This window comes from Gammaproteobacteria bacterium (assembly GCA_021647245.1).
Taxonomy (GTDB): domain Bacteria; phylum Pseudomonadota; class Gammaproteobacteria; order RBG-16-57-12; family RBG-16-57-12; genus JAFLJP01.
Genome location: JAKIVC010000039.1, coordinates 1 through 25644 on the forward strand (window position 1 = coordinate 1; position 25644 = coordinate 25644).

Below are 25644 nucleotides of genomic sequence, written 5' to 3' on the forward strand. Positions count from 1 at the left end.
CTGGCGCTCTGTCAGTGCTGTCGTGCCTGCTTCTGCTTCATTCATTTCTATGCTCCGTGGTGATTGAGTATCACAGGGTGGAGGGAAATGGCTCAGGTTGGTAGGGTGGGGTTGATTTGGCGCTTACAAAAAAACGGCGCACACCTCTTAAAGGTGTGCGCCGTTTTTAGTGACAAGTGAAAAAAGTACGCTTACTTCGCGTTCTTCTCACCTTCGATACCTGCCAGAATCTCTTCACGAGCGGCCGCCACATCTTCCCATCCCTGAATGTTGACCCACTTACCTTTTTCCAGCGCCTTGTAGTGCTCGAAGAAGTGTACAATTTGATCTTTCAGTAACTGATCCACATCATCAATATCGTTAATGTCGTTATACAGCGGGGTCAATTTGGAGACAGGTACTGCAAGTACTTTTGCGTCAACACCCCCATCATCTTCCATTTTCAGAACACCCACCGGGCGTACACGGATAACAGAACCAATAGCCAGTGAGTGCGGAGCCATCACCAGCACGTCAACAGGGTCACCATCGCCTGCCAGGGTGTGTGGCATGAAACCGTAGTTAACAGGGTAGAACATGCAGGTGGCCATGAAACGGTCAACCAGTACCGCGCCGGAGTCTTTATCTATTTCATACTTGATTGGGTCTGCATTTGCGGGTATTTCGATAATAACATTGATGTCATTGGGTATGTCTTTACCTGCGGAGAGATTGCTAATGTTCATTCTATATTCCTTATTAACTGGGCCGGGAGCCAGATTGACGATATTTAAAACTGCGATTTGTGCGCGGATTATACGGCAGATTGCTCAATCAATAAACACCCTAAGATGCCGCCACTGCAAGGTGAGCCAAGCTCGCTTACTTTTTTTCTTTCAGGCGTGCTTTGATCATCAGCGTCTCTAGGCGACGAATATGTGACTCAACATCGGCCAAAACAGTCACCAGTTTTTGTCGCTCGTATATCTCTTCCAGATTTTCTCTTATTAGCTTAGCCAGTCGATTCAGCGTGGTGTAATCTTTTTCTGTGTAGGCACCCTTGTATTTATTCAGTAACTGAATCGCACCAATCACCCGTTTCTGCTTTTGATCAAACACCGGCACACAAAGTATGTTGCTGGTGATGAAGCCGGTTTTCATGCCCGCAACGTTGTGCTCTCCCACCTGCCCTTCAAGATCTCTTACCTCAGACGACTCTCCACTTTTGATAACACGCCCGACAATAGACCCATCCAGTGAGGCAAACAGTGCTCGCTCTTCGAGGTGTGTGCCACTTACCATCCAGACTTTATCGTTATCAGGATTTACCAGAAACACCCCACAACGCTCGACCTGCAGGCTGGCGGGTAAGATTTCACTGATAAACTGGAGCATATCTTTGTTGCCGACCTGCTCCCAATGCTTGGTGAGCGCCACTTGCCGTTTGCGGAATGCGATCAGTTTTTCGGTAATTTCATCAGCAGTCATGCTATCTATCCTTGCTTATAAACCTAGCCTGAGAGTCGTTCCAGGATACGAAAACCGGCCACATAGGTGCCAATCGCTGAACCCAGTGTACTCAGCAGGAATACCAGTAGAATCCGTGTGACCCGATTTTTCCACCACCCCTTAAGATGAGTGGTATCGCGACGAATGGCACTAAAATCGGCAACCGTTGGTTTGCGAATCCATGTCTCTACAGCGGCGGTTACCATACCCGCTCCAATCGTTGGATTAAGCGAGGTGAGGGGGGCTGCTACAAAGGCGGTGAGCACTGTCAGTGGATGTGCTCCGGCGATCAGCGCACCTAACGCCGAAAGGCCACCGTTAATCAACACCCAATCCATGACCAGCTGCCAGCCTAACTCGCTGTTACGACTAAAGCCGATGGCAAAACCCGTCAGCACCAGCGCTACGATCAGCCAGGGGATAAATTTTGGCCACTTACTGGGTGTGGGTAGTCTCTCCAGCTGCTCAATCTCAGCCGTGGGGTTTCGCTCCAGCTGGCCAAGATAATTTTCGATCCCTTTCAGGTGTCCCGCACCCAGCACCGCCAGTAGGTGTTTATGCTCCCCCGCCTCCATCTCTTGACGAATACGCGCCGCCATATAACGATCACGCTCATCAATTAAAGGAATAAACATCTCTCTGGACTGTTCGGCAAATTGACTAAAGCTGGACTCCAGCATGTCACCCTCTTTGAGACGTTCGACCTCCTCTTCTGTCACCTTCTCTTTGGTAACAACGCTGCCAATCAGGCCGCTGATCAGGTTCATCCGCTTCCACCACGGGATATTGCCATACACCCGCTTTAAAGTGACACCAATTTCACGATCAATCAGCAATACCGGGAGGTGGGATTCACCCGCCTTATTCACCGCCATACGCATCTCGGCACCCGGCTCGATACCGAACTGGTCGGCCAAGCGCTGTTGGTAGGCACCCAGCGCCAATGAGGCGGCTACCATGGTCGCCTTGCCCTCTTTGATTACCTGAAAAAGATCCATTTTTGCCAAGCTATCAGGGTTTGCTATCGCCTGGTGGCGACTAGGGCAAAGCTCAACCGCTACCGCATCGTAGTCACCCGTGGCCAACATCTGCTCGACCTGTTCGGCGCTTGCTTTAGAGACGTGCGCCGTTCCCAACAGGGTTATCTTGCGGCCATCAAGTTCGAGTGTAACCACCGGGCCATCTTGCGCGACGCTATCGCTCTGATCATTCTCTACTGTTTGGTTCATCAACCTGCCACGTACTCAATCATTAAATATGGCGAAGACTATAACAGGAAGCTATAGGGAGTTCATCACCATCAAAAAACCAAGACTGCCCGAAAGAGCACTCTTAAAGGGAGGCACAACAATGAGGTGTTCAGATTTTCTGACTTGAAATATAGGTGATCATTAACATCTGCACTGTGCAGTGCACATCCTCTTGTACAAAGGTCTCTCTATCTCTATTTTCGTTATTTCCTCACAAAGCTTGTAATTCACCAGCGCTAGTTGACATAATCAGCGGGTATCCGTGGCGGACCGTCTGTTCTATATTAGGGGTGCTCTGAATATGAGCGGGTTGAGTATCAGCCAGCCTATTGAATCAAAGCCCCCTTAAGGCGCCCTTAACCGCTCATTAAAATTGAACGAGAGCAATACGCTCTGAAACATTGCCTAAGGAGGCAGCTTAATTATGAGAATCGTACTGCTAGGTGCACCAGGATCCGGTAAAGGCACTCAAGCTCAAAAGCTGATCGAGAAGTATCATGTTCCACAAATTTCCACGGGTGATCTGCTGCGAGCTGCGGTTGCCTCTGGCAGTGATCTTGGAAAAAAAGCCAAAAAATTCATGGATGAAGGACAGTTGGTTACCGATGAGCTGGTGCTGGGCATGATTGAAGAGCGGTTGGCTCAAGAAGATACAAAAAACGGTTATATTCTTGATGGCTTTCCCCGCAATATCCCCCAAGCTGAAGCACTGGACAAGCTACTGAGCAAACTACAGAAGCCGCTGGATGGCGCGATATTAATTGATGTTGATTTTGACATTCTTCTCAAGCGCATTACCGGACGTCGAACCTGTGACTCGTGTGGCCAGGTCTATAACATCTACTCCTCTCCTCCCAGCAAAGAGGGTGCGTGTGATAAGTGTGATGGCACACTACAACACCGTTCCGATGATAATGAGCAGACCATCAGCAGTCGCCTGAAAGTTTACGAAGAGCAGACCTGCCCACTGATCGATTATTACAGCGAGCAGTCTATTTTACGCAAGATCAAGGGCACTGGTGATATTGAAGATATTTTCAAGCGTGTTTGTAGTGCAATCGATCTACTAAACAAATAAAATCAGAGCTGCGTGTGATTTTGTTGCCTAATCCCCAGATAGAAAAGCGGTATAATGTGTAGATTATTGGCTTTGCAGTGAAATACAAAAATAGTAAGCCACACTCACAGGCTCAGTGACTGTTTTTTATTTTTCTGTGAAATCAATAGCTTGTGCATAGATCTTCAACTACAAAAAGGTGGCCATTGTGCGTAAACAGACCGGATTAGGGCAATTTCCAGGGGTGCGTATGCGTCGCATGCGCCGTGATAGTTTTTCACGTCGACTGATGCGTGAATCCCACCTCACCACAGATGATCTCATCTATCCGATGTTTATTCTTGAGGGTGAAAATCAGCGTGAGGCGATCCCTTCAATGCCGGGAGTCGAGCGGGTCAGTATCGATCTGTTGCTAAAAGAGGCCGAAGAGCTGGTAGCCCTGGGCATCCCGATGGTTGCACTGTTCCCTGTCACCCCTACCCACATCAAAACTGAAGATGCTCGTGAAGCGTTCAACTCAGATGGCTTGGCACAACGCGCAGTCCGTGCGCTCAAAAAGAGCTTCCCAGAGCTGGGGGTGATGACCGATGTGGCGCTGGACCCTTTTACCACACATGGTCAGGACGGTTTAATTGATGAGAGTGGCTATGTCCTCAACGATGAGACCGTTGAGGTACTGGTCAAACAAGCCCTCTCTCACGCAAAGGCGGGCGCTGATGTGGTCGCTCCCTCCGACATGATGGATGGGCGTATCGGTGCCATACGTGAGGTCTTAGAGTCTCACGACTATATCCATACCCGTATAATGGGCTACTCCGCTAAATACGCCTCCAGTTTCTATGGCCCCTTCCGTGATGCGGTAGGCTCATCCGCCAACCTGGGCAGTGGTAATAAAGATACCTACCAGATGGATCCCGCCAACAGCGATGAAGCGCTTTGGGAGGTGGCTATGGATATTGAAGAGGGGGCCGACATGGTGATGGTTAAACCCGGCATGCCTTATCTCGATATTGTTCGCCGGGTAAAAGATCAGTTTGGCGTTCCGACCTACGCCTATCAGGTGAGTGGTGAATACGCAATGATTATGGCTGCCAGCCAAAATGGCTGGCTAAATGAACGTGCCGTCATTATGGAGTCACTGCTCTGCTTTAAGCGTGCAGGGGCCGATGGTATTCTCAGCTACTTTGCAAAGCGGGTTGCACAGTGGCTCAATGAACCACAACATAAATCATGAACGATCCCTTTGATTTTGATAAAGCCCCGGATGAGTATGGCGTGATGGGCAACCCGATTGCCCACAGCAAATCTCCACAAATTCATGCCGCATTTGCCAAGCAGACACGACAGCGCATGCAGTACAGCGCCCTACTGGTCGATCTAGGCGGGTTTCCGCAAGCGGTTGGAAATTTTCAGGCGAATGGTGGCAAGGGCGTTAATGTGACAGTGCCCTTTAAACAAGATGCGTGGCGGCTGGCCGATGAGAAGAGCGAGCGCGCACAACTGGCTGGCGCGGTGAACACGCTGATTTTTAGTGAAAACAACCTCATCTTGGGTGATAACACCGATGGTGTTGGTCTGTTGCGGGATATACAACAAAACCATAAAATTGAGCTGAAAGGTAAACGTATCCTGGTGCTGGGTGCTGGCGGTGCTGCGCGGGGAGTTATCCTTCCACTGTTGGAGGCAAACCCTGCGAAGCTGGTGATTGCAAATCGTACCGTGGCGCGCGCAATCACACTCGCAGAGCTCTTCAATCAATATGGCGCGGTAGAGGCCGCCTCCTATCAGGAGTTATCAGGCAAACAGTTTGAGCTGGTTATCAACGCCACCTCGGCCAGCCTTCATGGTGAGCTGCCACCACTACCGAATGATCTGCTCGCCACAGAGAGCGCTTGTTACGACATGATGTACGGTGCCGACCCCACCCCCTTTCTTCAGTGGGCTGAGCAGCATCACTGCCATAAAAGGATGGACGGATTAGGCATGCTGGTAGAACAAGCCGCTGAATCATTCATGCTGTGGCGCGGCATACGTCCCGAGACCACCGCACTCATTGAGCAGATGAGATCACACTCATAGGCGGGCATATTGGGTTCAGTACAGCAACATCCACTTAGCCAGCCAATATTGCTCGCTACGCTCTACTTTCACATCGATTATCTCAGGAGTCGCAACATGTTTAATGCCAATACTGATGAGGTCATCTACCTATCCCGTAGCGATGCCGACAGTCCACTGGCCAGTTACAGCGGCAATCCTTTTGAATTAGATGGAGAGCGCTGGCCAAGTGTTGAGCACTATTATCAGGCAAGGAAATTTGAAGACCCCACACTGCATGAGCAAATACTGCACGCTGAAACTCCTCAAGTCGCCTCTAAAATAGCCAAAAAAAATAGAAAACAGGTGCGCAAGGATTGGAAGAAAATAAGAAAAATAATAATGACTCGGGCTCTCTACACCATGTTTAGAACTCACTCAGGTGCTGCTGATAAGCTGCTATCAACCAAAGAGATTAAACTGATTGAGAATAGCCAGTATGACTACTACTGGGGCTGTGGGCGAGACCTGCGGGGCGACAACACCTACGGTCATGTTTTGATGGGTATTCGCCATAAACTAAGAGAGCTGTAAAGCCATCGAAAAGTAACACTGCGCGCATAAAAAAGGGACGCATTTGCGTCCCTTTTTACATCACCGATTAATCAGTTTCTACTTGGTATAGAAATCAATCATAGTCTCAAGAGACTTGGCGGTGATCTTTGCAGCATGACCCGCAGCACCAAACGCTTCATAACGATCTTTACAGATTTGAGACATGGCTGCCGTCGACGCTTTGAATGCTTTGCGTGGATCAAAGTTAGATTTATTCTCTTCCAGGTGACGGCGGATCGCACCCGTAGAGGCCATACGCAAATCAGTGTCGATATTAACTTTGCGTACACCCGTTTTGATCCCTTCAATAATCTCTTCAACCGGTACACCGTAAGTTTGCGACATTTCGCCACCGTACTGATTGATGATTTCCAGCCACTCCTGAGGCACAGATGAGGAGCCGTGCATAACCAGGTGCGTGTTAGGAATAACCGCATGAATTTCTGCAATACGGTCAATGCGTAAAACTTCACCGGTTGGCTTGCTTGAGAATTTATAGGCTCCGTGTGAGGTGCCAATGGCGATTGCCAGAGCATCACAACCGGTCTGCTCAACAAAATCTTTCGCTTCTTGAGGGTCAGTCAGCAGCATGTCCAAATCCAACTTCCCTTCTGCACCATGTCCATCTTCTTCGCCCATCTCACCGGTCTCCAGTGAACCGAGACAACCCAGCTCACCTTCAACAGAGACGCCGCACGCATGAGCCAGCTCAGCCACTTTTTTGGTTACTGCAACATTGTACTCAAAAGACGAGGGGGTCTTGCCGTCAGCTTCCAGCGAGCCATCCATCATAACCGAGGTAAAGCCTGACTGGATAGAGCGGAAGCAGATATCAGGTGATGCACCGTGATCCTGGTGCATACAAACGGGAATATGTGGATACATTTCGACGGCTGCCGTAATCAGGTGACGTAGGAAGGGTTCGCCCGCATAGGAGCGTGCACCTGCCGAGCCCTGCATAATGACTGGCGCATTAACCGCATCCGCAGCCTGCATGATGGCTTGCACCTGCTCCATATTGTTTACGTTGAACGCGGGCAGGCCATAATCATTCTCAGCCGCATGATCCAGCAGCTGGCGCATTGTAACAAGAGCCATTATTATCTCCTCAATTAATTAATTATTTATTGCTCATGGGCGCAAGTAAGCACTCACACCTCAGTCTATTTATTCGGGGTCAACCATCTCGCCAACTTTGACAATTTTCATGGCATTGGTTCCACCCAAAACACCCATCATGTCGCCCTTTGTTAATATCACAAGATCACCGTTGCGAACCGCTCCACGGCGGCGCAACTCCTCGACAGCATCCAAGTTAACAGCCGCATGGTCTCGTTTGTCAGTCTCAAAACTGACCGGATAGACACCACGGTAGAGGGTCACTTTACGACGTGTCTCCACTTTGGATGTCATGGCGTAGATGGGTATCCCCGAGCTAATACGCGACATCCAGAGTGGCGTAGAACCCGACTCAGTCAGCGCCGCAATCGCTTTAACACCCAAGTGGTTGGCCGCATACATTGTTGAAAGCGCAATCGCCTCATCAATACGCTCAAACTTGGTATTGATACGGTGGTCAGACTCTTTAACTGCGGTCTGCTTCTCCGCCTCGCGACAGATGCGATCCATCGCCGCAATCGCCAGATGTGGAAACTTCCCAGCAGCCGTCTCGGCAGAGAGCATGACCGCATCCGTTCCATCAAAAACCGCATTGGCAACATCAAAGACTTCGGCACGTGTTGGAATGTGATTTTCAATCATTGACTCCATCATCTGGGTTGCGGTAATCACAACCTTGTTCATGGCTCGTGATTTTTTGATTAACGCTTTCTGTACCGGTGGCAGTGCCGCATCACCGATTTCAACACCCAAATCACCCCGCGCAACCATGATCACATCAGAGGCTTCAATAATACCTTCAATTACACCAGGAAGAATCGCCTCAGCACGCTCGATTTTAGCAACCAGTGCGCCGTGTCCGCCTGCTTCGTAAAATAATTTACGCGCGTTAATCATATCTTCGGCACAACGAGGAAATGAGACTGCCAGGTAATCAGCTTTGATCAGTGCGGCGGTCTTAATATCTTCCATATCTTTTTCAGTCAAGGCAGATGCTGAGAGACCACCACCCTGCAAGTTGATACCTTTACGGTCAGAGAGGTAGCCCCCCATCTTCACCTGGCACTTAACGGCACTCCCTTCTACTTCATCAACCCAGAAAACTAAGCGACCATCATCAAGCAGTAGAGTATCACCGCGCTTAACATCATTAACCAAGTCCTTGTAGGCAATACCGACGCGCTCCTGATCACCATCGTCACTACCTAAGGCACCGTCTAAAATGAAAGTATCCCCTTCATTCAGAAATATTTTTCCATCACGGAAGCGCTCAATACGAATTTTGGGGCCTTGCAAATCTGCAAGCACGCCCACTTGGCGGCCATGGGCACGCGCTCGATTTCGCACACGCTCTGCACGCTCCTGATGTTCGGCGGCGGTACCATGTGAAAAGTTAAGGCGCACCACATCGACACCTGCTTCAATGATTTTATCAATCATCTTTGGGTCATCAGTGGCCGGGCCAAGTGTCGCAACGATCTTTGTTCTTCTTAACAAGGGTAGAGCTCCAAGAGTCTATCAATTATAACATTCAAGCCCCTTGCCCCATTCAAACAGGCAAGAGGGGATATTTTTATTAGCCGTTTGCACGCTCTTCCAGAATAGCCACTGCAGGCAGTTTTTTGCCTTCAAGAAACTCCAAAAACGCGCCACCACCGGTAGAGATATAGGATACTTTATCGGCGATACCATACTTATCAACAGCCGCCAGTGTATCGCCACCTCCAGCAATTGAAAATGCGGGTGATTCTGCAATCGCCATGGCAATCGCTTTAGTACCCTCGCCGAACTGATCAAATTCAAACACGCCTACCGGACCATTCCAGACGATGGTGCCCGCTGACTTGATCACCTCAGCTAAAGCCGCCGCGCTCTCTGGGCCAATATCAAAAATCATATCATCATCGAGAACCTCAGTAGCCGGTTTCAGTGTTGCCTCTGCATCTTCAGCAAACTTCTTGGCACAAACCACGTCGCTAGGAACAGGAATATCGCCACCGCGTGACTTAGCATCTGCTGTCAATTTTTCACAGGTGCCAATCAGGTCAGCTTCATACAGAGATTTTCCAACATTGTGGCCTGCTGCCGCAATAAAAGTATTCGCGATACCACCGCCAACAATCAGCTGGTCAACCACCTTTGAGAGGGACTCAAGAACGGTTAATTTAGTCGAAACCTTAGAGCCGCCAACGATGGCAACCATAGGACGTGCCGGTTTATCCAGTGCCTTGCCCAGCGCCTCCAGCTCACCTGCCAGCAGCGGCCCCGCACAGGCAACCGGTGCGAATTTGGCAACACCGTGAGTAGAGGCTTGAGCGCGGTGTGCAGTACCAAAAGCATCCATTACAAACACATCACAGAGTGCTGCATACTGCTTGGCCAGTGCGTCTTCATTCTTTTTCTCGCCACTGTTGAAGCGAACATTTTCCAAAATTGCGACTTCTCCGGCAGCCACCTCAGCACCTGAGAGGTAATCTTTGACCACCTTAACCTCTTTACCAAGTAAACCTGCCATGTGCGCTGCGACGGGTACCAGTGAGAACTCTTCACTGTACTCACCCTCTGTTGGTCGGCCCAGGTGAGACATCAACATAACCGCTGCACCTGCTTCTAGGGCTTTCTGAACGGTAGGTAGAGAGGCGCGAATACGTGCATCGGATGTTACCTTGCCATCTTTAACAGGCACATTCAGATCTTGGCGAATCAATACGCGCTTACCAGATAAGTCAAGATCAGTCATTTTAATTACGGACATGGGCATCCCTCTGCGATTATTTTATTTAAAAGAAATTTGCTGATGTTTATCACCTCAACAAATTTCTCTTGATTGATATGGCAGCAGAGCATGGAACTAGCCCATGCCCCGCCTAACAACTAAGGAACCTTAGTTAGCCGCAACGTGACGCACAAAGCGCATCATGTTACAGGTGTAGCCATACTCGTTGTCATACCAGGCAACCAGCTTAACAAACGTACCATCCAGCGCAATACCCGCGCCTGAATCAAAGATGGATGAGAAGCCTACGCCACGGAAGTCAGTAGAGACTACCTTTTCATCGGTGTATGCCAGTGTCTCACCAATGCCCGGCGCTTCGGAAGCGGCTTTAACGACGGCACAAATCTCATCGTAGGAGGCGCTCTTGTCCAGCTCTACTGTCAGATCAACAACTGAAACATCAGAAGTCGGCACACGGAAAGCCATGCCTGTCAGCTTGCCATTCAGCTCTGGCAGAACAACGCCCACTGCTTTAGCCGCACCGGTCGATGAAGGAATAATGTTTTCCAGAATACCACGACCACCGCGCCAATCTTTCATTGAAGGACCATCAACGGTCTTTTGAGTCGCGGTTGCCGCGTGCACAGTGGTCATCAGGCCGCGCTTGATGCCAAAGTTATCATTAATAACTTTTGCCAGTGGCGCCAGACAGTTAGTGGTACATGAAGCCGCTGAGCTGATCGCCTCGCCGGCATATTTCTCGTGGTTTACACCGTAGACAAACATAGGGGTAGCGTCTTTAGAAGGCGCTGATTGAACAACCTTCTTGGCACCTGCATCAATGTGCGCCTGACAGCTCTCCTCGGTCAGGAAGAAGCCGGTACACTCCAGAATAATATCAGCACCAATTTCATTCCATTTCAGATCAGCAGGGTTGCGCTCAGCCGTCAGGCGAATCCGCTTACCATTGACGATTAAATCACCACCTTCAACCGAAACGTCACCATCAAACCGACCGTGTACTGAATCAAATTTCAGCATATATGCCAAATATTCAGCATCCAGCAGGTCATTAATACCTACAATTTCCATATCAGAGAACTCTTGAGCAACCGCACGGAAAGCCATACGCCCGATACGCCCAAAACCATTAATACCAATTTTAATAGTCATTGCCTAACTCCTGAAATTTACCGTGCCTGGCGTGAGCCAGGCCTGATTATTACAATAAATTATTTACCTAAAACCTTGTTTGCAGTTGCAACAACATTTTCTACGGTGAAACCAAATTGTTTGAACAGCTCACCCGCAGGGGCCGACTCACCAAAGGTTGTCATGCAAACAACACCACCGTCGAGGCCAACATATTTGTACCAAGATTGGTCAACACCCGCTTCAATCGCAACGCGTTTAACGCCTGGGATCAATACCGAGTCTTTATAGGCTTGATCTTGTGCGTCATAGGCACAGGTTGAAGGCATCGAAACAACACGAACATTGGCATCCATGGCCTCTGCAGCCTCAACAGCCAAGCCAACTTCTGAACCCGTAGAGATGAAGATAATATCCGGCGTGCCCGCGCAATCTTTCAGCACATAGCCACCCTTTTCAATATTCGCCACCTGCTCGGCAGTACGAGGCATGGGTGTCAGCGTTTGGCGAGAAAAGACCAATGCGGTAGGTGCATCACCACGCATCATCGCCACTTTCCAAGAGACGGCAGATTCGACCGCATCACAACCACGCCATGTTTGGAAGCCGGGGATGACACGCATAGTCGCCAGCTGCTCAACCGGCTGATGAGTCGGACCATCTTCACCCAGGCCAATCGAGTCATGGGTGTAGACGTAGATAGTACCAATCTTCATCAACGCTGACATGCGCAGTGCATTACGCATAAACTCCATAAACATGAAGAAGGTTGCACCATAAACCTTGAAGCCGCCATGGAGAACCATGCCGTTCATCATGTGCGCCATGCCAAATTCACGAACACCCCAAGAGATGTAGTTACCATCTGCATTTTCAGGTGTCACCTTCACGGTACCCGACCAGTTGGTCAAATTTGAACCGGTTAAATCGGCAGAGCCACCAAACATTTCGGGTAACAGTGGGCCCATCGCTTCAATTGCATTTTGTGATGCCTTGCGTGAAGCGATGCTCGGCATTTCATCTTGTGTCTTAGCAATAAACTGATCCATCTCAACCGCAAAATTGGCAGGAAGCTCTCCTGACATACGGCGAATAAATTCTGCGGCTTCAGCAGGGAATGCGGCTTTATACGCGGCAAACTTCTTATCCCATGCGGCCTCATCCGTTGCACCCTGCTCTTTGTGATCCCAGCCTGCGTAGATTTCTGATGGAATTTCAAAAGGCTCAGCCGTCCAGCCCAGCTCTTTACGAACCAGGGCAATTTCATCGTGGCCCAGTGCCGCACCGTGACAGTCGTGAGTGCCGCTCATATTAGGTGAGCCAAAACCAATAACCGTGCGGGTACAGATCAAGGTGGGCTTATCTGTAACTGATTTTGCCTCAGCAATCGCGGCATTAATTGCTTCTGGATCATGTCCGTCAACATCTGGAATAACGTGCCAGTCATACGACTTAAAACGACCAGGAACGCCCTTCTCCATCCAGTCACCAATGTGACCATCAATAGAGATGTCGTTGTCATCCCAAAATGCGATCAACTTACCAAGCCCTAAAGTACCGGCCATGGCACATGACTCGTGGGAGAGACCCTCCATCAAACAGCCATCGCCCATAAAGGCATAGGTGTGGTGATCGACAATCTCATGACCTGGCTTGTTAAATTGTGCTGCCAAGGTGCGCTCTGCGATGGCCATACCCACGGCATTGGTGATGCCTTGACCTAACGGGCCTGTGGTGGTTTCAATGCCATCTGCATAGCCATACTCAGGATGCCCCGCTGTTTTCGCATGCAGCTGACGGAAGCTTTTAATATCTTCCATGCTGAGCTCAAAGCCTGCCAAGTGTAGTAGAGAGTAGATCAGCATGGAGCCGTGGCCGTTTGAAAGCACGAAACGATCCCGATCTGCCCACTTTGCATTCGTCGGGTTGAATTTCATGTGGCTATTCCACAATACTTCAGCGATATCGGCCATACCCATCGGTGCACCCGGGTGACCCGAATTTGCTTTCTGAACAGCGTCCATACTTAACGCACGGATTGCATTGGCTAATTCTCTACGTGATGGCATTAAAGCCTCCCTAAAAAGTTTTAGTGAAAAATATCTACATCTGGCCAGACTGTGGTCACCGGTACTCGATGACCACATTCAACCCATAAATAATGACTGACTAAGTGGAGAACCACCGTCCATCGACACTCGACATGAATGATTAACCTGGGCGTACTGTTCTGCCGCAATGGCTGCCCCAAGCAAATTTCGAGAGATGATTCTCCAACAAAAGCGGGCTTTGAGCAAGACCCAAAGCCCCTGAAAAACCATGAAAGGCAAATAAATCAGTCAGTTAACATTACCATAAAACATGAATGCTTATCTAAATTGGGCGCTTTTTACTCACTTTTCCACTTAATTGAGCAACCCATGCTAGGTACTTGCTCTGCGGGGCCACGGCCTGTTTCTGCCACTTCTTTCATTCCCAAAAATAGGTCTCGGCGTACATCACCCTCTGCCGTCTCCTTGCGACTGGCATCCAGCCTACCCCGGTATTGCAGCTCCAGCTTGCCGTTATAACCGAAAAAATCCGGAGTACAAACAGCGCCATATACCCTAGCAACCGCCTGCGTCTCATCAAACAGATAGGGAAAGCTGAAACCGAATTCATCAGAGATCTTTTTCATATTTTCAAAAGAGTCCTCCTCATTCAGAGCAGGGTCGTTCGACATAATGGCGACCGAGTTCAACCCCATCGCCTTCAGCTCATTGGTATCACGCACAATACGTTCACGAATCGATTTCACATAGGGGCAGTGGTTACAAATAAACATCACCAACAGACCCTTTGGCCCCGCACACTCCGCCAGGCTCCAGCTTTTACCGTCCACACCCGGCAGTGAAAAATCGACTGCCAACTTACCAAACTCACAAACAGGGGTCTCTAGGCTAACCATTACTCTCTCCCAATATTATTTCGAAAAACGCCCACACAACCATACCTTTACCACTCAGCCCGGATATTTCATAAATTTGCAAAAAGCTCATATCGATGATTACAGGCGGTGGAGAAAATATTTCCTGTGGGATCAATTAAGTGGATTGTACACAATTTATGAATCACCTGGGCTAGGAGGCTGTCGGACTGAGGTGATCGTGGCAAAGGAAAGCCATTTTGAGTCCATTCTTTGATCGTTTAAGGCGAATATTGGGCATATTCAACGAAAAGGATCGGAGAAAGGGGTCGGAATAGCTTTTCCACAGTAGATCCACCCTAAGTCCGACAGCCTTCTAGGACAAAGCGCACTTAATTTGCGCAAAGACCTCCCCCCAAAAATTTTCGGTATTATATTATGGGTTCACAAAAAATTAAAGCTGCGAATAACCCCACAAGACCCCAATATAAAAGCGATATAAGGCAAACAGACCTACAGCCTGCCGGTCAATCGTAGGCAGATAGGCTACTCCTGCAACATCTATAGCAACTTAGCCTGAGAGGAACAACAAAGTACGAGGCTAAATATAATAGTTGTCGAGTTAACAACTATCCGCGCAATACGGCACCCAAGAAGTATACCCATACCCATCACCAAGGGTAGTTGCTTGGGAGAGTGCCTCGAAATAAAATACGATGCGCAGCAAAGCACTTTATACTCCTGAGGAGTGGTGAGTATCGTCCAGATGAAAGCTGCCCTCATGCTGCATCAAAATGATACACTTTGGTGAGCTTAGAAGGCTTATACCCCAACTCCTTTTGGAGGACAGAACGTGATAATCAATGCGTTCGATGAGATTTAGAGAGCCCATTAACTGGGCCATGGCCAATAAGCCGAGGCGGAACGTGAGTACAATCTCAACCTACCCGCTTTAGCTGATGATTATCGCGTTTAAAAGAAAATCGATGGTTTTTTGAGAATTCTGCCCACAAAACGCATTCTTACTAAGCCAGCAACATCGGCCACTGCCCATGACAAAAACACTACAAAACCACCTTTTTCCCCTCTTACTCAGTGGCATTGTACTGATAATGGCCATATTACCTCATAACGTCGAAAATCTGCTTATTCTCCATCGACAAAGTTTTCTGTCAGGCGAGGTTTGGCGAGCAATCAGTGGACACCTGCTTCACCTCGACTGGCCACACTTGTTGATGAACTTGACTGGGTTGTGGGTGACGGTATGGTTGGCAGAAAACCTGATAACAACGCTAGAGTGGTTTGTTACATTCGCTATCTCTTCACTACTTATCAGTAGTGCACTACTCATGTTTTCTAACATCGACTGGTACGTCGGCCTTTCAGGCGTATTACACAGCTTTCTGGTATTAGTCGCCTGTAAACTGATTATTCATAAACGGGCTATAGGGTGGCTGCTCTTACTGCTTATACTGCTCAAAATTGGCTGGGAACAGTGGCAAGGAGCTTCACCTGAGCTAGAACAACTTATCGGCGGAAAAGTAATATTGAATGCGCACCTGTTTGGAGCTATTGCAGGTTTAGCAATTGCCCCTCTACTCCCCCTATTCAAGCGCGCATAATACAAGCGCCTGACTCTGCCAAAATCTCCAGGTAGCATTTTACCCGATCCCTAAGAACCGTTAACTCCCTCTTTCAACGCTTATTGCTGGCCATTTTGGACAGCGCTATCCTGTCTAAACCATCATTTGTGTCGCAAGTTTCTTTAAATCGGTGACGGCTCAAACGCCTTCAGGGCGACCAGCACGTGTTCCAACAGTGTTCGATGTTTTTCCTTTAGCTTTACAAATAGTTCTCGCCCGGTCTTAACCACTTGGGCCGCGATGGCATACACCCGCCAGCACAGAGTGATGGCTCGGATACGGTCATGGTTTTTTTCGGGTTGGTGAATTGTCGTGCGAATAATCATGTAGCTCGCCGCGATCGACATAGTAATTGCGCCAATCATTGCACCATAGGCCGCCCCCGCAATGGCGGGAAGCCAGCCATTGTTGAGCTCGTTGGCTTGGGTGTTCCATGTATCATAGAAAAAACAGTAGGCCGTGGTGGAAATGTTAAGTTGCGCATCGAGAAACCAGACCAGGCTGGCCAGCAGTACACCGATCGAGAGCACGCTGGCGAGGCTAGCGTAAGCCATTCTGCTTGAGGAAGAGCCGGATGAACAACACGCCTACCTCGTTGATTATAGGTTAGTTTTACAAGAACTCAGCGGGAAATCCATGCGATACGGCATAACACTCACCCAACAATATACCCGGCCCAGTCGCAATGACTGTTTTGCACTCGCCCTGGCAAAGCAGGAAAACTGTACCCAGTGGATTGTCGAACAGATGATTCTGTCAAAATTCTCTCAACATCAAACAGGCGAGAGGCCTACCAACGCATGAAAGAGTACGAGCGTAGATTGCCTTGGTCGCTGGCGGAGACAACACTGAAAGCGCTTGAAAAAGAGACCAAATAAAGCCTAGCAATCAAGCCATCGTTCAACAATTGACAGATTGTTTGGATATATAACGCTGCAAAAATCGTTTCACCGCATTTTTCGGCGTAACGGAGAGCTTTTGCATGAGTGAAAACGGTACAGGCTCAATCCGGTGCTCATCCCTAAGGTGATTAACCATTTTAAGCCATAGCTGCGCTGTCATCTGTGCATCGGCTAAAGCGCGGTGAAACGTGCCATCATTGGGGATATTGGCATACTCCACCAGGGTGCCAAGCTTGTGATTCTCCGCCTGCTGATAAATTCGTCTCGCCACCAACATCGAACAGGCAAACTCCCCACCGCACTTGCGCTTAATTCTTTCCAACTCAGCATAAAGAAAACGCCTATCAAAGGAAGCATTATGCGCCACTAAATCCGCACACCCGGCAAAGTCAGCAAACGCCATCATCACTTCGCCGCAGGGCGGTGCTGTCTTTAACATGGCATTAGTGATACCGGTGTAATCCTCAATAAAAGCACTGATGCGTCGGCCCGGATTCATCAAGCCCTGAAACTGCTCCACCACCACACCCTGCTCAATCTTCACCGCGCCAATCTCAATGGCGCGATCACCGAAGTCAGGAGATAGACCCGTGGTCTCAAAGTCGAGCACGATAACGGTATTGGCGGGCTTGAGGAGACTGGGCGACATATCAATTCATTCCTTTCCGGCGAGCATGTGCATGACCAATCGTATCAAAGTCTCTTTCTGCTTTGGGTCGGACTCGGCGATCAACAGGGTCAACGCCGCCAGACCGGTATCGTTGATAATCGCATTACCGGTCGCATCCAGCAGGCGGCCATTGCGATGCAGAAAATCGACAAACAAAAACGCGCCGCTGCGTTTATTGCCATCACTGAAGGGATGATTCTTCACCATAAAATAGAGCAGATGGGTTGCCTTGCTCTCCACACTGGGATAAGCCGGTTCACCAAAAGCGGTTTGATTGAGATTACCCAGTATCGACGCCAACCCATCATCACGCAGACGGGCAAACAACTCAGTAGCCTCGCCTCGCGCCATTAGATCACGCTTAAGCTGGAGCAACTCCGCCATGGCCGCTTGAGCCGAAGGCAGAACGCCGCCATCCTGGCCCTTGATATCGGCCAATAGTCCTTCATCGTAGCGTTGCAGCCAGAGAAAGGTCTGGGTATAGCGACTGACAATATTCACCAAACCGCTGCCCGCCTCGGCCGTCATCACCGGAGACATGGCTGCCTTTTGGATCAAGGCAATGGCCTGCTGCAACTCCTCTGCGTTTTTGTCGAAGCGTTGCTGATTCAAGGTGTAACCTTGAAGCAGATACTCTTTTAACCGTTGAGTGGCCCAAATGCGGAATTGAGTTCCTTTTTTGGAATTGACCCGGTAACCGACCGAGATGATGGCATCGAGGTTGTAGTAATCTACCTGATAGGTTTTTCCGTCAGCGGCAGTTGTTGCATTTTTTGCAACAACTGAATCACGCCCAAGCTCTTCATCCTTAAAAATATTTCTCAGATGGCGGGAAATCACCGACTTATCACGATCAAATAAATCAGCTATCTGCTGCAAGCTAAGCCACAAGGTCTCCTGTGCGCCATCCAGCCTGACCTCGATGGTGTGGTTACCGGATTCGTAAATTATAATTTCGCTGTTCATGGCGCTTCTTTTGTCATCCTTTCTCTGGTTGTCTCGTTGAAGCATGGGAACGAGAAAGTCCTATTTGGGGTGTCTGGTGTCAGCCGGAAGCGGGCACTCAATGTGGGTTAGGCTGAATTTTTTTACGAAAACTTTACCTACTGACCAACAATAACTTGTGGTTTGATCCTTTCATGAATCTGCTGGTATATAGGAATGTTAATATCCTCTTTCACCTCAAGCGTTACTGCCAATCCATATGGAATAGGTTCATCAAGCGAAGCAGTCGCATCTTTTTTGCAAACCACTCGGATTAGCAACATTTCACCATCTTGATAGGCGGCAATGGTCTTTGAGCCTTCAAGCACTTCGTGCTGAATTGTTCCACGCAGCACCTGGTTATGATCGCCATCCTGGCGTTTTAGCTTTAACGATCCCGTGCCCCAATTGCTTCCACCCGGCTCCAGCGATAACTTCGCTTCACGCAGGTTGCGATGATCAGGATTGATGGGCGAGAACCATGCAAGAGTCACCACAAGTCGCCGCCATAGCTTTTGCGTAGACAAACCAGTAGGCAACGGAAAAGCATACTCATGTACTTCGTTTTCCCGAATTTCGCCACATCCAAGTACTGTGGCACGCTGCTCGGTGCAAGCCAGAACGCGCTCAATATCAGCCGCGCCATAACCGATATAACGCGAGATGACTCGTTTGAATGTACGTGAATTACCCTCATTCTTTAACGCTGTCCCCAGTTGTTGTTTAATATTTTCGGGCTGCCTTGCACCGTGAATGAGCAGCGCCTTCATCAACACAGACATCAATGATTCTGGTAAATTTTCTCCACCTTGATCGCGCAGTTCAGTCAGCATGTCATAAATACGGGCAGCACTTCGGGTTGCCAAAGCCGTGGCATTACTCGTGCCTCTCGTGAACAAGGCGTTAGACAGATCACCTTGCTGCGCACTGTCCCAGGCAACCTGTTGACCTGGGGCCACTTTTGAACGCTCAAATTTATATTGGGTTGAATGATTGGCGATCGGTGTTTGGTAAAGTTGGCGGCCACCCGGAAACAATACCTCTGGCTTGATTGAACGCCGAAAACCATGACCAACGCGCATTGCCGGACTGAACCCATTTTCTTCTGGCATTAAATCAAGGCGGTGGCGTGGCTGAAAATTGCCCGACTCATCGTTGTGCAATGCACCCACTGTAATGGCGTTAAGGGATTCAGCGGGAGATAATAGCCGACGCGAGGAAAGTGTTGCCGCCATCGCTTTAATCGTCTGCTGCACCTTTTCAGCATCAGGCAAAGCGGAAAACGCTGCATGGTTTATTCCCATAGTGACCGGATCAAGGAAATTCCCGGCACTGACGCAAAACAACACCCGATATTTCCAGGCTAACCAATCCAGTAGTCTGGCCCAGGGACTGGGGGTGTGAATAAATGGTCGTTCAGGGTCACAAATTGAAAGATTTATCACCCTGACAGAGGGTGCCTGAGCGGGTACATCACCCGCACCTTCAAACATTCTGCGCACCGCGAGATGAATCCGGTCTTCAAAAAACACCTCATCCGGCATGTGCTCATCCCGATCACGGGAAGAGGGATCGGGTTGCATAATGGGGGTGCAATAAACTTTTCTGCGCAACGGCTCGTTTTGCCCATGACTCAGATCACCATGCACAATCAGCGAAGCCATGCTGGTACCGTGCTTACGCTCTCCCGGCTGGTACAGCCCCTCTAATTCAAAGGGATCATCAAAAAGCAGCCTGTCTTTCAATGCGTCGTGCATCAAGAGCGGTGCGCCATCCAACAAGGCAGCAACAGGCGGCAAGTCGGGTTGATCCGCAATAAATTCAATCGGCTCACCCTCATCTTCATCGGCAGCGGACAGGCTCTGACCGGTTGGGCGAAAATACATAATGCCGGAGAAGTTAAAGAGCTGAACGTCAATTTCAGACTCAGGTCGGTCGATCTCAGCCAGTAATTGCTGAATATAACGCGCAGGCAATTGCGCCTTGACAGCATGAAACGCAATTTCCCCCATATCGATAAAATCACCCAGCAAACGGCCACCAGAATTCTCCAAAAGATGACGGATAGCGCGCTCATTTTGCTGGCGTTTTGCTGCTGTGCGACGATAGAACAGTTCAATTTGAAAGGTAACCGGCTGATCGGGATTGATTGGATCCAGAAAATCCTGCCAGCGCTCAATCATGCCGGTCTCACGCAAGGTTTCCTCAATACCCCAACGCCGAATCATGCGCAACTGAGAAAATACATCACCCCACTTACCTTTGCCGCGAGGCAGTGACCTGCCCTGAGACCACTGCGCCCATAGCGACAACATTTCCTGCAAACCTGTTTGATTACCCATCGACAGAAATAGCCTGCCTTGGATAGGCTTGTCTGCACGCTGTCCTTTGCTGTTTAGCTCATAAAATTCATCATCGGGTTCAAGATCTTCAAGATCCCATTCCCCCAACCACTCTAAGCCCGCAGCCTCTACAGCCTGTTTAAAATCGTTAACACTACCCGCAATCTCCATTACCAGTACTGTTTCCGGCTCCATGCCCGCTACTGCACCGGCTAGGCTCGCATGGTATTGCGTAAAGGATTGCTGCAAGGCGGTCAGTTGGCCACCAATACGGAGGATTTGTTTGTCTCGGCTGGGTAGATGTGGCTTGCTAGGAGGAAAACCACGACCGGGATCTGGAGGCACAATCCGTTTTTGTGGAAACACCAGCAAGGGTAATTGGTCAGCCATGAGCCACTACTCCCAATGAGTTAATTGTCCTGATTTTCCGTTGAAACAGGCTTTAAGCGATCACGCCACTGCTCTAATTTGAGCTGAGTAATGGCCTTGGCATTGTTCGTCTTTTGATCCAATACAGCGCGGCGCACAACCGCCAGGCAGAACTCTTCCACTTCTGAAAAATTTGATCCCAGTAGGCGTTTGGCGATGGTTTCAGCCGCAAGCCCAAAACTAACTTGGCTGTGCATACCAATCGAATCGATAAAATGTGACAATTGTGCGCGGGTTGGGGTTGGCAGCTCTATGCGTAACTGAAAGCGTCTCCAAACGGCGCGATCCAGTAACTCCGGGTGATTGCTTGCGGCGACCACGATCACATAATCAGGCAGCTCATCCATTTGTAACAGTAAAGAGCTGACCACCCGTTTTATTTCGCCGGTTTCATGTATATCACCACGCTCTTTCCCCAGAGTTTCAAACTCATCAAAAAATAGCACACAGCGCTGGGTTTTAGCGTAGTCGATTAGTTTTTTCAATCGCGCTGATGTCTCGCCCAAATAACTCCCGATTAAGGTTTCGTAGCGCACCACAATCATTGGCACCATAAGCTCTGTGGCCAGAGCCTCAGCCAATGTTGTTTTACCATTACCAGGCGGGCCCGCAAGTAACACGCGATGACGAGGACTTAAATTATGGGCATGCAGCAACTCTGCACGGTGCTGCTCCTCAATCATCTCGTCTAGCTGCGCTCGTATTTTTTCCGTTAACACCAAACTATCCAAGGTTCGCTGCGGGCTGATTTCGAAAATCAGGTCGTTGGTTACCGCTCCGTCATTGCTCGTCGTTTTGCTCCCCACTGCACGTTGTTGAAAAGGAGAGGTGTATTGAAGGGATTTAACCAAACGATCCGCAAAAATACGATGCCCTTTGCTCCGCTCCTCCTGAATCAATGACTCAGCAGCCCGACGAAATAACTGCTGGTCTCCACTGCTAGCCGCCTTCACAAGTTCGACCAATGTATCAGCTTGAGCCATTAGCACTTACCTCGTTGATCTTGATGCTGCTTGTCGTGCCCTTGTTGTTTCAATTGCTTTGCAATCCATGCATCAATCTCACCGCGCGTGAACCGCCATGAGCCGCCCACTTTGAAACCGGGGATTTTTCCTTCTGCCGCGAGGCGATACGCCGTCTTTTCGGTTAGCTTCAGATATTCTGCGACCTCTTTGATGGTCATTATTTCGGTGTTCATTGAGCTCTCTCGGAAGACGCTGAAATATGAGAAAATACGGGAAAATTCAGGAAAATTCAACCTTTGTACCTGACAACAAGCTAGAAAACCCGCACCATTCTCGGTCTGTGGTTCCGATAAGCTTAATTCGATCGCCATGCTCTCATAGATCGTAGAGTGCCTCGCCCCCCCGGCTCGAGCCTTGCGCGACCAAAATTTCCACGCCACCAGTACAGAATTCATTCTGCGGCACTATTTGGAGAGAGGCATTCACTGAGGAGGATATATTGCATATTACCTAAGTGTTTCAACTGACCGGACATTCATCATAAAGCGTTTAAAGTGGGTGTCCGATTGCCTTGTTACAGCGTTTTCAAGATCAGTGACAACAGCAGAAGTAAGAACCTTAGCGCAAAACAAATACATACATTATTGATTTATAAAGAAAATATCCTTAACTAAGTGCCATTCGAGTCTGACCCTATTTATTCACGCTTCATCCAGGCTTGATCTGCGTTACAGGTTCAAGACCTTGGTTCTGAGCAATAGCCACAGTGGATTACGTTGGGCTTCATTCCTCAGTACCAACCTACAAGAAATTAGCCCACGTTACACATTTTTAATGTGTTGACACAGGTAAATGTTCACCACAATATCCAATCACGATTTTTCCATTTTTGGCATCCCAATAAAAATGAACACGGATTGTTTTCGTTGTGTCTTCTTCTCGACCAATACGAAGATGCCTGAACATCTCAACCATTTCACCGTTGTATTCGAACCTCCGTTTTTTCCTCATGTTCGGGTTTGATTCAACTGTCTCAGATTCGTTAGCGGCGTAGTCATTTTTCCCAAAGACGCTTTTAGCGATGTTGTCGCCACCTTGCTTTAATTTCTCGATGTATTCAGTTACAAGTGATCGAAGAAGGCCGAGCAATTTTTGGCCATACATGAAGTTTGAAACCTTCCGAGCGCTGTCTTTAGCCGAAGGCAAAACAATACATGTGTCGGGATAGAAGCTTTCAATCAGGTCCATGCATTCCAACGGCGTGGGCTGACCTGGGCGTATAAGAAGCTCCAAAATTGACGCTATATCTAGCGTAGCAGTTTGCCCATAGCCTGCATTTTTTAACTGCTTTTTTAATGCTGAGATATCAAAGTCTTTTTTCCGCAGCTCATCATTCAGCGCTTGATGTTGGATTTCATCATCTAACTTGGCAAGCTGAAAATGTTCATTCGTTTCCTCCAATTCACGAATATTTCCCTCCAAATCATCGATTTGATCTGTCTGTTCTTCTGCCAACTGCCATACACTGCTAAGCTCATCGCTCATATCAGAGCTTCGAGCGCGAGATAGCTGAATTCGCCTACGCAGGGAAAGCTGCATAACGCCTTCTACGCGAATACGACGACGTAGCTGGGGAATATTCGTATGATGTGTTACCCATGCAAGCAGAGCTGAAACACGATCATGCTGGGTGTCACCCCAGCTATCTATTTCGACCGTTCTGAAGACTTTCCCTCGTACAAAACCGCTTGGGGCTGGCGTTGAAATCAGGTTAACTGCACCATCCCATGCGGACCACTGGTTCCCCAGGACTTCAGCCATCTCATAACTGTTATATTCTCCATCGACCTGAACGACTTGAGCCAAACCAAGTAAAAGTTGTTGGAGATGATTCGAGTTTACGTGGTAATTTCCATCCCTATCGGGACTAATCAACACAATCGGGTAACGCCTATCTTGACGCTCTATATCTACCAACAGGGCGCGATAAGTATCAGGAGCTGGGCCTACTATTTTAGTAGACGTTCCAAAGCTATTAGCAGACAACGTTGCGCCCGGTGCTGATTCAATATTGCTAGCAATGTAACGAATGACACGCGGCTGTGACGGCGTGACAGGGTTATTTACCATCGTGCTGTGTTCTTCTGTTTTTAGCACGCAAGAAAATTCGTATTTTTTATTTAGTATCTTCAGCCCTAACTCAGTTACCCACTGTCGGCCTTTGACTTCACCGCCACTTACCTTCAAAACCCAAGCATACATTTGCGGCTCGTCTTCATCAGTGGCATAAATACGCAGCCAACTACCCGATTTGTCACCTCTGCCGCGATGCTCAGCCTCTTCTCGTAATTGCGCAGGATGAAGACCAAACCCTAGCTGTTCCTTCAGCCAAACGCCTATCCCGCGGAACACAGCCTCTTCAGAATCGGTGCCTTCGAAACTTAAATTATTTGCGTATACCAGCATGACACCCCACCTCCATAAATTATTATTACTTGCCGCCGTGACTGATAAGAACAGCCTCCATAAGTGACCCAGCCAACCATTGGCGGATGTGTTTGATATTACTGAGCGAAAAACCTTTTATGCCAGGAAATTCTGTTATGAGATCCTGGCTTAACTGCTTCAGGAAACCGGCTCCCCAGGAGGTGTTTTTTTGCTTTTCAACGATGTCGGAACCTAAGTCCCAGTAGAACTTCAACAGCTCCTGGTTAACTGCGACGGCAGCTTTTAGTTGAGATCGACGAACTCTGGTTTTGAGTTCAGCAAGCCAATTTGTGTAGTCAGTTGAACGGTTGAGATTGCTTTTCTTTTTCATGCATCAATTTCTATATTATTGACTTAAATTACACATCAGTTCAGTCAGCAACAGATGAAAGTTATGGTGCCTGCTTAGGGCACATTACCGCTATCACAACGCCCAACACCCCATACCTCCAATAACCTGACTCTACTCATCAGCCACCTCACCGTCCAGTTTCGCCTCGATTTCTTCCGTCACCTGCCGGACTTCACTCAACCTCACCATCAATCAAGGGGTCAGGTCTAATCAAGGGGTCTAATCAAGCAAATCAAGGGGTCAGGTCTTGCCTTTTGCCCACCTCTTCCCAATAATCCTGCTCACTCTCGAATAGTGTAATCCGAAATAAGAGCCTATCTCTTTCATACTATAGCCGCCGCTCTGATAGGCCAGTGTAATCGCATGATCTCTATCCGTAGCCTGCTTATCATACTCGGCTAATGATTTTGGGATGGGTCGCTTCTGAGGCCCGGGTATTTCACTCAAGTCCTTGTCCCTTTCGAGCATTCCCTGCGCCTTGTTCATGAAGGCTTCAGAACCCAGGTAGATCTGATTCAGGAGACTTTCCCA

At 48.8% G+C, this 25644-nt stretch carries 24 protein-coding genes; 6 read left to right on the forward strand and 18 right to left on the reverse strand.

Going from position 1 to position 25644, the window contains the following annotated elements; translation table 11 throughout:
* Positions 1-191: 191 nt before the first annotated feature.
* The 3 genes from ppa to L3J94_10720 form a co-directional block, all read right to left on the reverse strand.
* Positions 192-725 (reverse strand): inorganic diphosphatase, encoded by a 534-nt coding sequence (gene ppa, locus L3J94_10710; GenBank protein ID MCF6219200.1) that lies wholly within the window; start codon positions 723-725, stop codon positions 192-194.
* Positions 726-861: 136 nt separating this feature from the next.
* Positions 862-1467: a GAF domain-containing protein gene (locus L3J94_10715; GenBank protein ID MCF6219201.1), complete on the reverse strand. Its 606-nt coding sequence runs from the start codon at positions 1465-1467 to the stop codon at positions 862-864.
* Between the two features lie 23 nt (positions 1468-1490).
* Entirely contained in the window at positions 1491-2717 is a 1227-nt protein-coding gene (locus L3J94_10720; protein ID MCF6219202.1) for a TraB/GumN family protein, read from the reverse strand.
* A gap of 445 nt (positions 2718-3162) precedes the next feature.
* Between L3J94_10720 and L3J94_10725 the strand changes: the two genes are divergently transcribed.
* The 4 genes from L3J94_10725 to L3J94_10740 all read left to right on the forward strand — a co-directional run bounded on the left by L3J94_10725 (position 3163) and on the right by L3J94_10740 (position 6426).
* The gene (locus tag L3J94_10725) at positions 3163-3816 is read left to right on the forward strand and encodes an adenylate kinase (GenBank protein MCF6219203.1); all 654 of its coding nucleotides are present in this window, start codon (positions 3163-3165) and stop codon (positions 3814-3816) included.
* A 229-nt stretch (positions 3817-4045) separates the two neighbouring features.
* Positions 4046-5029, forward strand: a complete 984-nt coding sequence (gene hemB / locus L3J94_10730; protein MCF6219204.1) for a porphobilinogen synthase — start codon at positions 4046-4048, stop codon at positions 5027-5029.
* A complete protein-coding gene (gene aroE / locus L3J94_10735; protein ID MCF6219205.1) occupies positions 5026-5874 on the forward strand; it encodes a shikimate dehydrogenase in 849 nt (282 codons plus the stop codon). The genes hemB and aroE overlap by 4 nt, the downstream gene beginning before the upstream one ends.
* Before the next feature lie 96 nt (positions 5875-5970).
* Positions 5971-6426, forward strand: coding sequence for an NADAR family protein (locus tag L3J94_10740; protein MCF6219206.1), 456 nt, complete (start codon positions 5971-5973; stop codon positions 6424-6426).
* A 78-nt stretch (positions 6427-6504) separates the two neighbouring features.
* On the opposite strand, the gene fba is transcribed toward L3J94_10740, so the two are convergent.
* From fba to L3J94_10770, 6 genes are all read right to left on the reverse strand, one after another.
* Positions 6505-7545, reverse strand: a complete 1041-nt coding sequence (gene fba / locus L3J94_10745; GenBank protein ID MCF6219207.1) for a fructose-bisphosphate aldolase class II — start codon at positions 7543-7545, stop codon at positions 6505-6507.
* Positions 7546-7614: 69 nt separating this feature from the next.
* Entirely contained in the window at positions 7615-9063 is a 1449-nt protein-coding gene (gene pyk, locus L3J94_10750) for a pyruvate kinase (protein MCF6219208.1), read from the reverse strand.
* Positions 9064-9142: 79 nt separating this feature from the next.
* Entirely contained in the window at positions 9143-10321 is a 1179-nt protein-coding gene (locus tag L3J94_10755) for a phosphoglycerate kinase (GenBank protein ID MCF6219209.1), read from the reverse strand.
* 129 nt (positions 10322-10450) lie between these two features.
* Entirely contained in the window at positions 10451-11455 is a 1005-nt protein-coding gene (gap, locus tag L3J94_10760; protein ID MCF6219210.1) for a type I glyceraldehyde-3-phosphate dehydrogenase, read from the reverse strand.
* A 59-nt stretch (positions 11456-11514) separates the two neighbouring features.
* Positions 11515-13503: a transketolase gene (gene tkt / locus L3J94_10765; protein MCF6219211.1), complete on the reverse strand. Its 1989-nt coding sequence runs from the start codon at positions 13501-13503 to the stop codon at positions 11515-11517.
* A 320-nt stretch (positions 13504-13823) separates the two neighbouring features.
* Positions 13824-14381: a thioredoxin family protein gene (locus L3J94_10770; GenBank protein MCF6219212.1), complete on the reverse strand. Its 558-nt coding sequence runs from the start codon at positions 14379-14381 to the stop codon at positions 13824-13826.
* Between the two features lie 1010 nt (positions 14382-15391).
* Here L3J94_10770 and rrtA point away from each other — a divergent pair.
* Complete coding sequence (gene rrtA / locus L3J94_10775) at positions 15392-15961, forward strand: rhombosortase (GenBank protein MCF6219213.1); 570 nt, start codon at positions 15392-15394, stop codon at positions 15959-15961.
* Between the two features lie 143 nt (positions 15962-16104).
* Here the strand turns inward: rrtA and L3J94_10780 are convergent, their stop codons facing one another.
* Positions 16105-16536, reverse strand: coding sequence for a hypothetical protein (locus L3J94_10780; protein ID MCF6219214.1), 432 nt, complete (start codon positions 16534-16536; stop codon positions 16105-16107).
* A 177-nt stretch (positions 16537-16713) separates the two neighbouring features.
* Between L3J94_10780 and L3J94_10785 the strand changes: the two genes are divergently transcribed.
* Positions 16714-16860, forward strand: a complete 147-nt coding sequence (locus tag L3J94_10785; protein MCF6219215.1) for a hypothetical protein — start codon at positions 16714-16716, stop codon at positions 16858-16860.
* Positions 16861-16882: 22 nt separating this feature from the next.
* Here L3J94_10785 and L3J94_10790 read toward each other — a convergent pair whose 3' ends face one another.
* The 8 genes from L3J94_10790 to L3J94_10825 form a co-directional block, all read right to left on the reverse strand.
* Positions 16883-17533 carry a 3'-5' exonuclease gene (locus L3J94_10790; protein MCF6219216.1) on the reverse strand — a complete coding sequence of 217 codons (651 nt, stop codon included), beginning with the start codon at positions 17531-17533 and terminating at the stop codon, positions 16883-16885.
* Between the two features lie 6 nt (positions 17534-17539).
* Positions 17540-18520 carry a virulence RhuM family protein gene (locus L3J94_10795; GenBank protein ID MCF6219217.1) on the reverse strand — a complete coding sequence of 327 codons (981 nt, stop codon included), beginning with the start codon at positions 18518-18520 and terminating at the stop codon, positions 17540-17542.
* 137 nt (positions 18521-18657) lie between these two features.
* On the reverse strand, positions 18658-21270 hold the full coding sequence (locus L3J94_10800; GenBank protein MCF6219218.1) for a S8 family peptidase: 2613 nt from the start codon (positions 21268-21270) through the stop codon (positions 18658-18660).
* 20 nt (positions 21271-21290) lie between these two features.
* Complete coding sequence (locus tag L3J94_10805) at positions 21291-22292, reverse strand: ATP-binding protein (GenBank protein MCF6219219.1); 1002 nt, start codon at positions 22290-22292, stop codon at positions 21291-21293.
* Positions 22292-22507: a helix-turn-helix domain-containing protein gene (locus L3J94_10810; GenBank protein MCF6219220.1), complete on the reverse strand. Its 216-nt coding sequence runs from the start codon at positions 22505-22507 to the stop codon at positions 22292-22294. The genes L3J94_10805 and L3J94_10810 overlap by 1 nt, the downstream gene beginning before the upstream one ends.
* A 598-nt stretch (positions 22508-23105) precedes the next feature.
* Entirely contained in the window at positions 23106-24740 is a 1635-nt protein-coding gene (locus L3J94_10815) for a tektin family protein (GenBank protein MCF6219221.1), read from the reverse strand.
* Positions 24741-24765: 25 nt separating this feature from the next.
* Positions 24766-25092, reverse strand: coding sequence for a DUF1016 N-terminal domain-containing protein (locus L3J94_10820; GenBank protein MCF6219222.1), 327 nt, complete (start codon positions 25090-25092; stop codon positions 24766-24768).
* A gap of 261 nt (positions 25093-25353) precedes the next feature.
* A partial coding sequence (locus L3J94_10825; protein ID MCF6219223.1) for a helix-turn-helix domain-containing protein occupies positions 25354-25644 on the reverse strand: 291 nt, incomplete at its 5' end.

Coding starts and splice junctions, on each gene's coding strand:
- ppa (MCF6219200.1), bottom strand. CDS start 725: ATGAACATTAGCAATCTCTCCGCAGGTAAAGACATACCCAATGACATC.
- L3J94_10715 (MCF6219201.1), bottom strand. CDS start 1,467: ATGACTGCTGATGAAATTACCGAAAAACTGATCGCATTCCGCAAACGG.
- L3J94_10720 (MCF6219202.1), bottom strand. CDS start 2,717: ATGAACCAAACAGTAGAGAATGATCAGAGCGATAGCGTCGCGCAAGAT.
- L3J94_10725 (MCF6219203.1), top strand. CDS start 3,163: ATGAGAATCGTACTGCTAGGTGCACCAGGATCCGGTAAAGGCACTCAA.
- hemB (MCF6219204.1), top strand. CDS start 4,046: ATGCGTCGCATGCGCCGTGATAGTTTTTCACGTCGACTGATGCGTGAA.
- aroE (MCF6219205.1), top strand. CDS start 5,026: ATGAACGATCCCTTTGATTTTGATAAAGCCCCGGATGAGTATGGCGTG.
- L3J94_10740 (MCF6219206.1), top strand. CDS start 5,971: ATGTTTAATGCCAATACTGATGAGGTCATCTACCTATCCCGTAGCGAT.
- fba (MCF6219207.1), bottom strand. CDS start 7,545: ATGGCTCTTGTTACAATGCGCCAGCTGCTGGATCATGCGGCTGAGAAT.
- L3J94_10755 (MCF6219209.1), bottom strand. CDS start 10,321: ATGTCCGTAATTAAAATGACTGATCTTGACTTATCTGGTAAGCGCGTA.
- gap (MCF6219210.1), bottom strand. CDS start 11,455: ATGACTATTAAAATTGGTATTAATGGTTTTGGGCGTATCGGGCGTATG.
- tkt (MCF6219211.1), bottom strand. CDS start 13,503: ATGCCATCACGTAGAGAATTAGCCAATGCAATCCGTGCGTTAAGTATG.
- L3J94_10770 (MCF6219212.1), bottom strand. CDS start 14,381: ATGGTTAGCCTAGAGACCCCTGTTTGTGAGTTTGGTAAGTTGGCAGTC.
- rrtA (MCF6219213.1), top strand. CDS start 15,392: ATGACAAAAACACTACAAAACCACCTTTTTCCCCTCTTACTCAGTGGC.
- L3J94_10780 (MCF6219214.1), bottom strand. CDS start 16,536: ATGGCTTACGCTAGCCTCGCCAGCGTGCTCTCGATCGGTGTACTGCTG.
- L3J94_10790 (MCF6219216.1), bottom strand. CDS start 17,533: ATGTCGCCCAGTCTCCTCAAGCCCGCCAATACCGTTATCGTGCTCGAC.
- L3J94_10795 (MCF6219217.1), bottom strand. CDS start 18,520: ATGAACAGCGAAATTATAATTTACGAATCCGGTAACCACACCATCGAG.
- L3J94_10800 (MCF6219218.1), bottom strand. CDS start 21,270: ATGGCTGACCAATTACCCTTGCTGGTGTTTCCACAAAAACGGATTGTG.
- L3J94_10805 (MCF6219219.1), bottom strand. CDS start 22,292: ATGGCTCAAGCTGATACATTGGTCGAACTTGTGAAGGCGGCTAGCAGT.
- L3J94_10810 (MCF6219220.1), bottom strand. CDS start 22,507: ATGAACACCGAAATAATGACCATCAAAGAGGTCGCAGAATATCTGAAG.
- L3J94_10815 (MCF6219221.1), bottom strand. CDS start 24,740: ATGCTGGTATACGCAAATAATTTAAGTTTCGAAGGCACCGATTCTGAA.
- L3J94_10820 (MCF6219222.1), bottom strand. CDS start 25,092: ATGAAAAAGAAAAGCAATCTCAACCGTTCAACTGACTACACAAATTGG.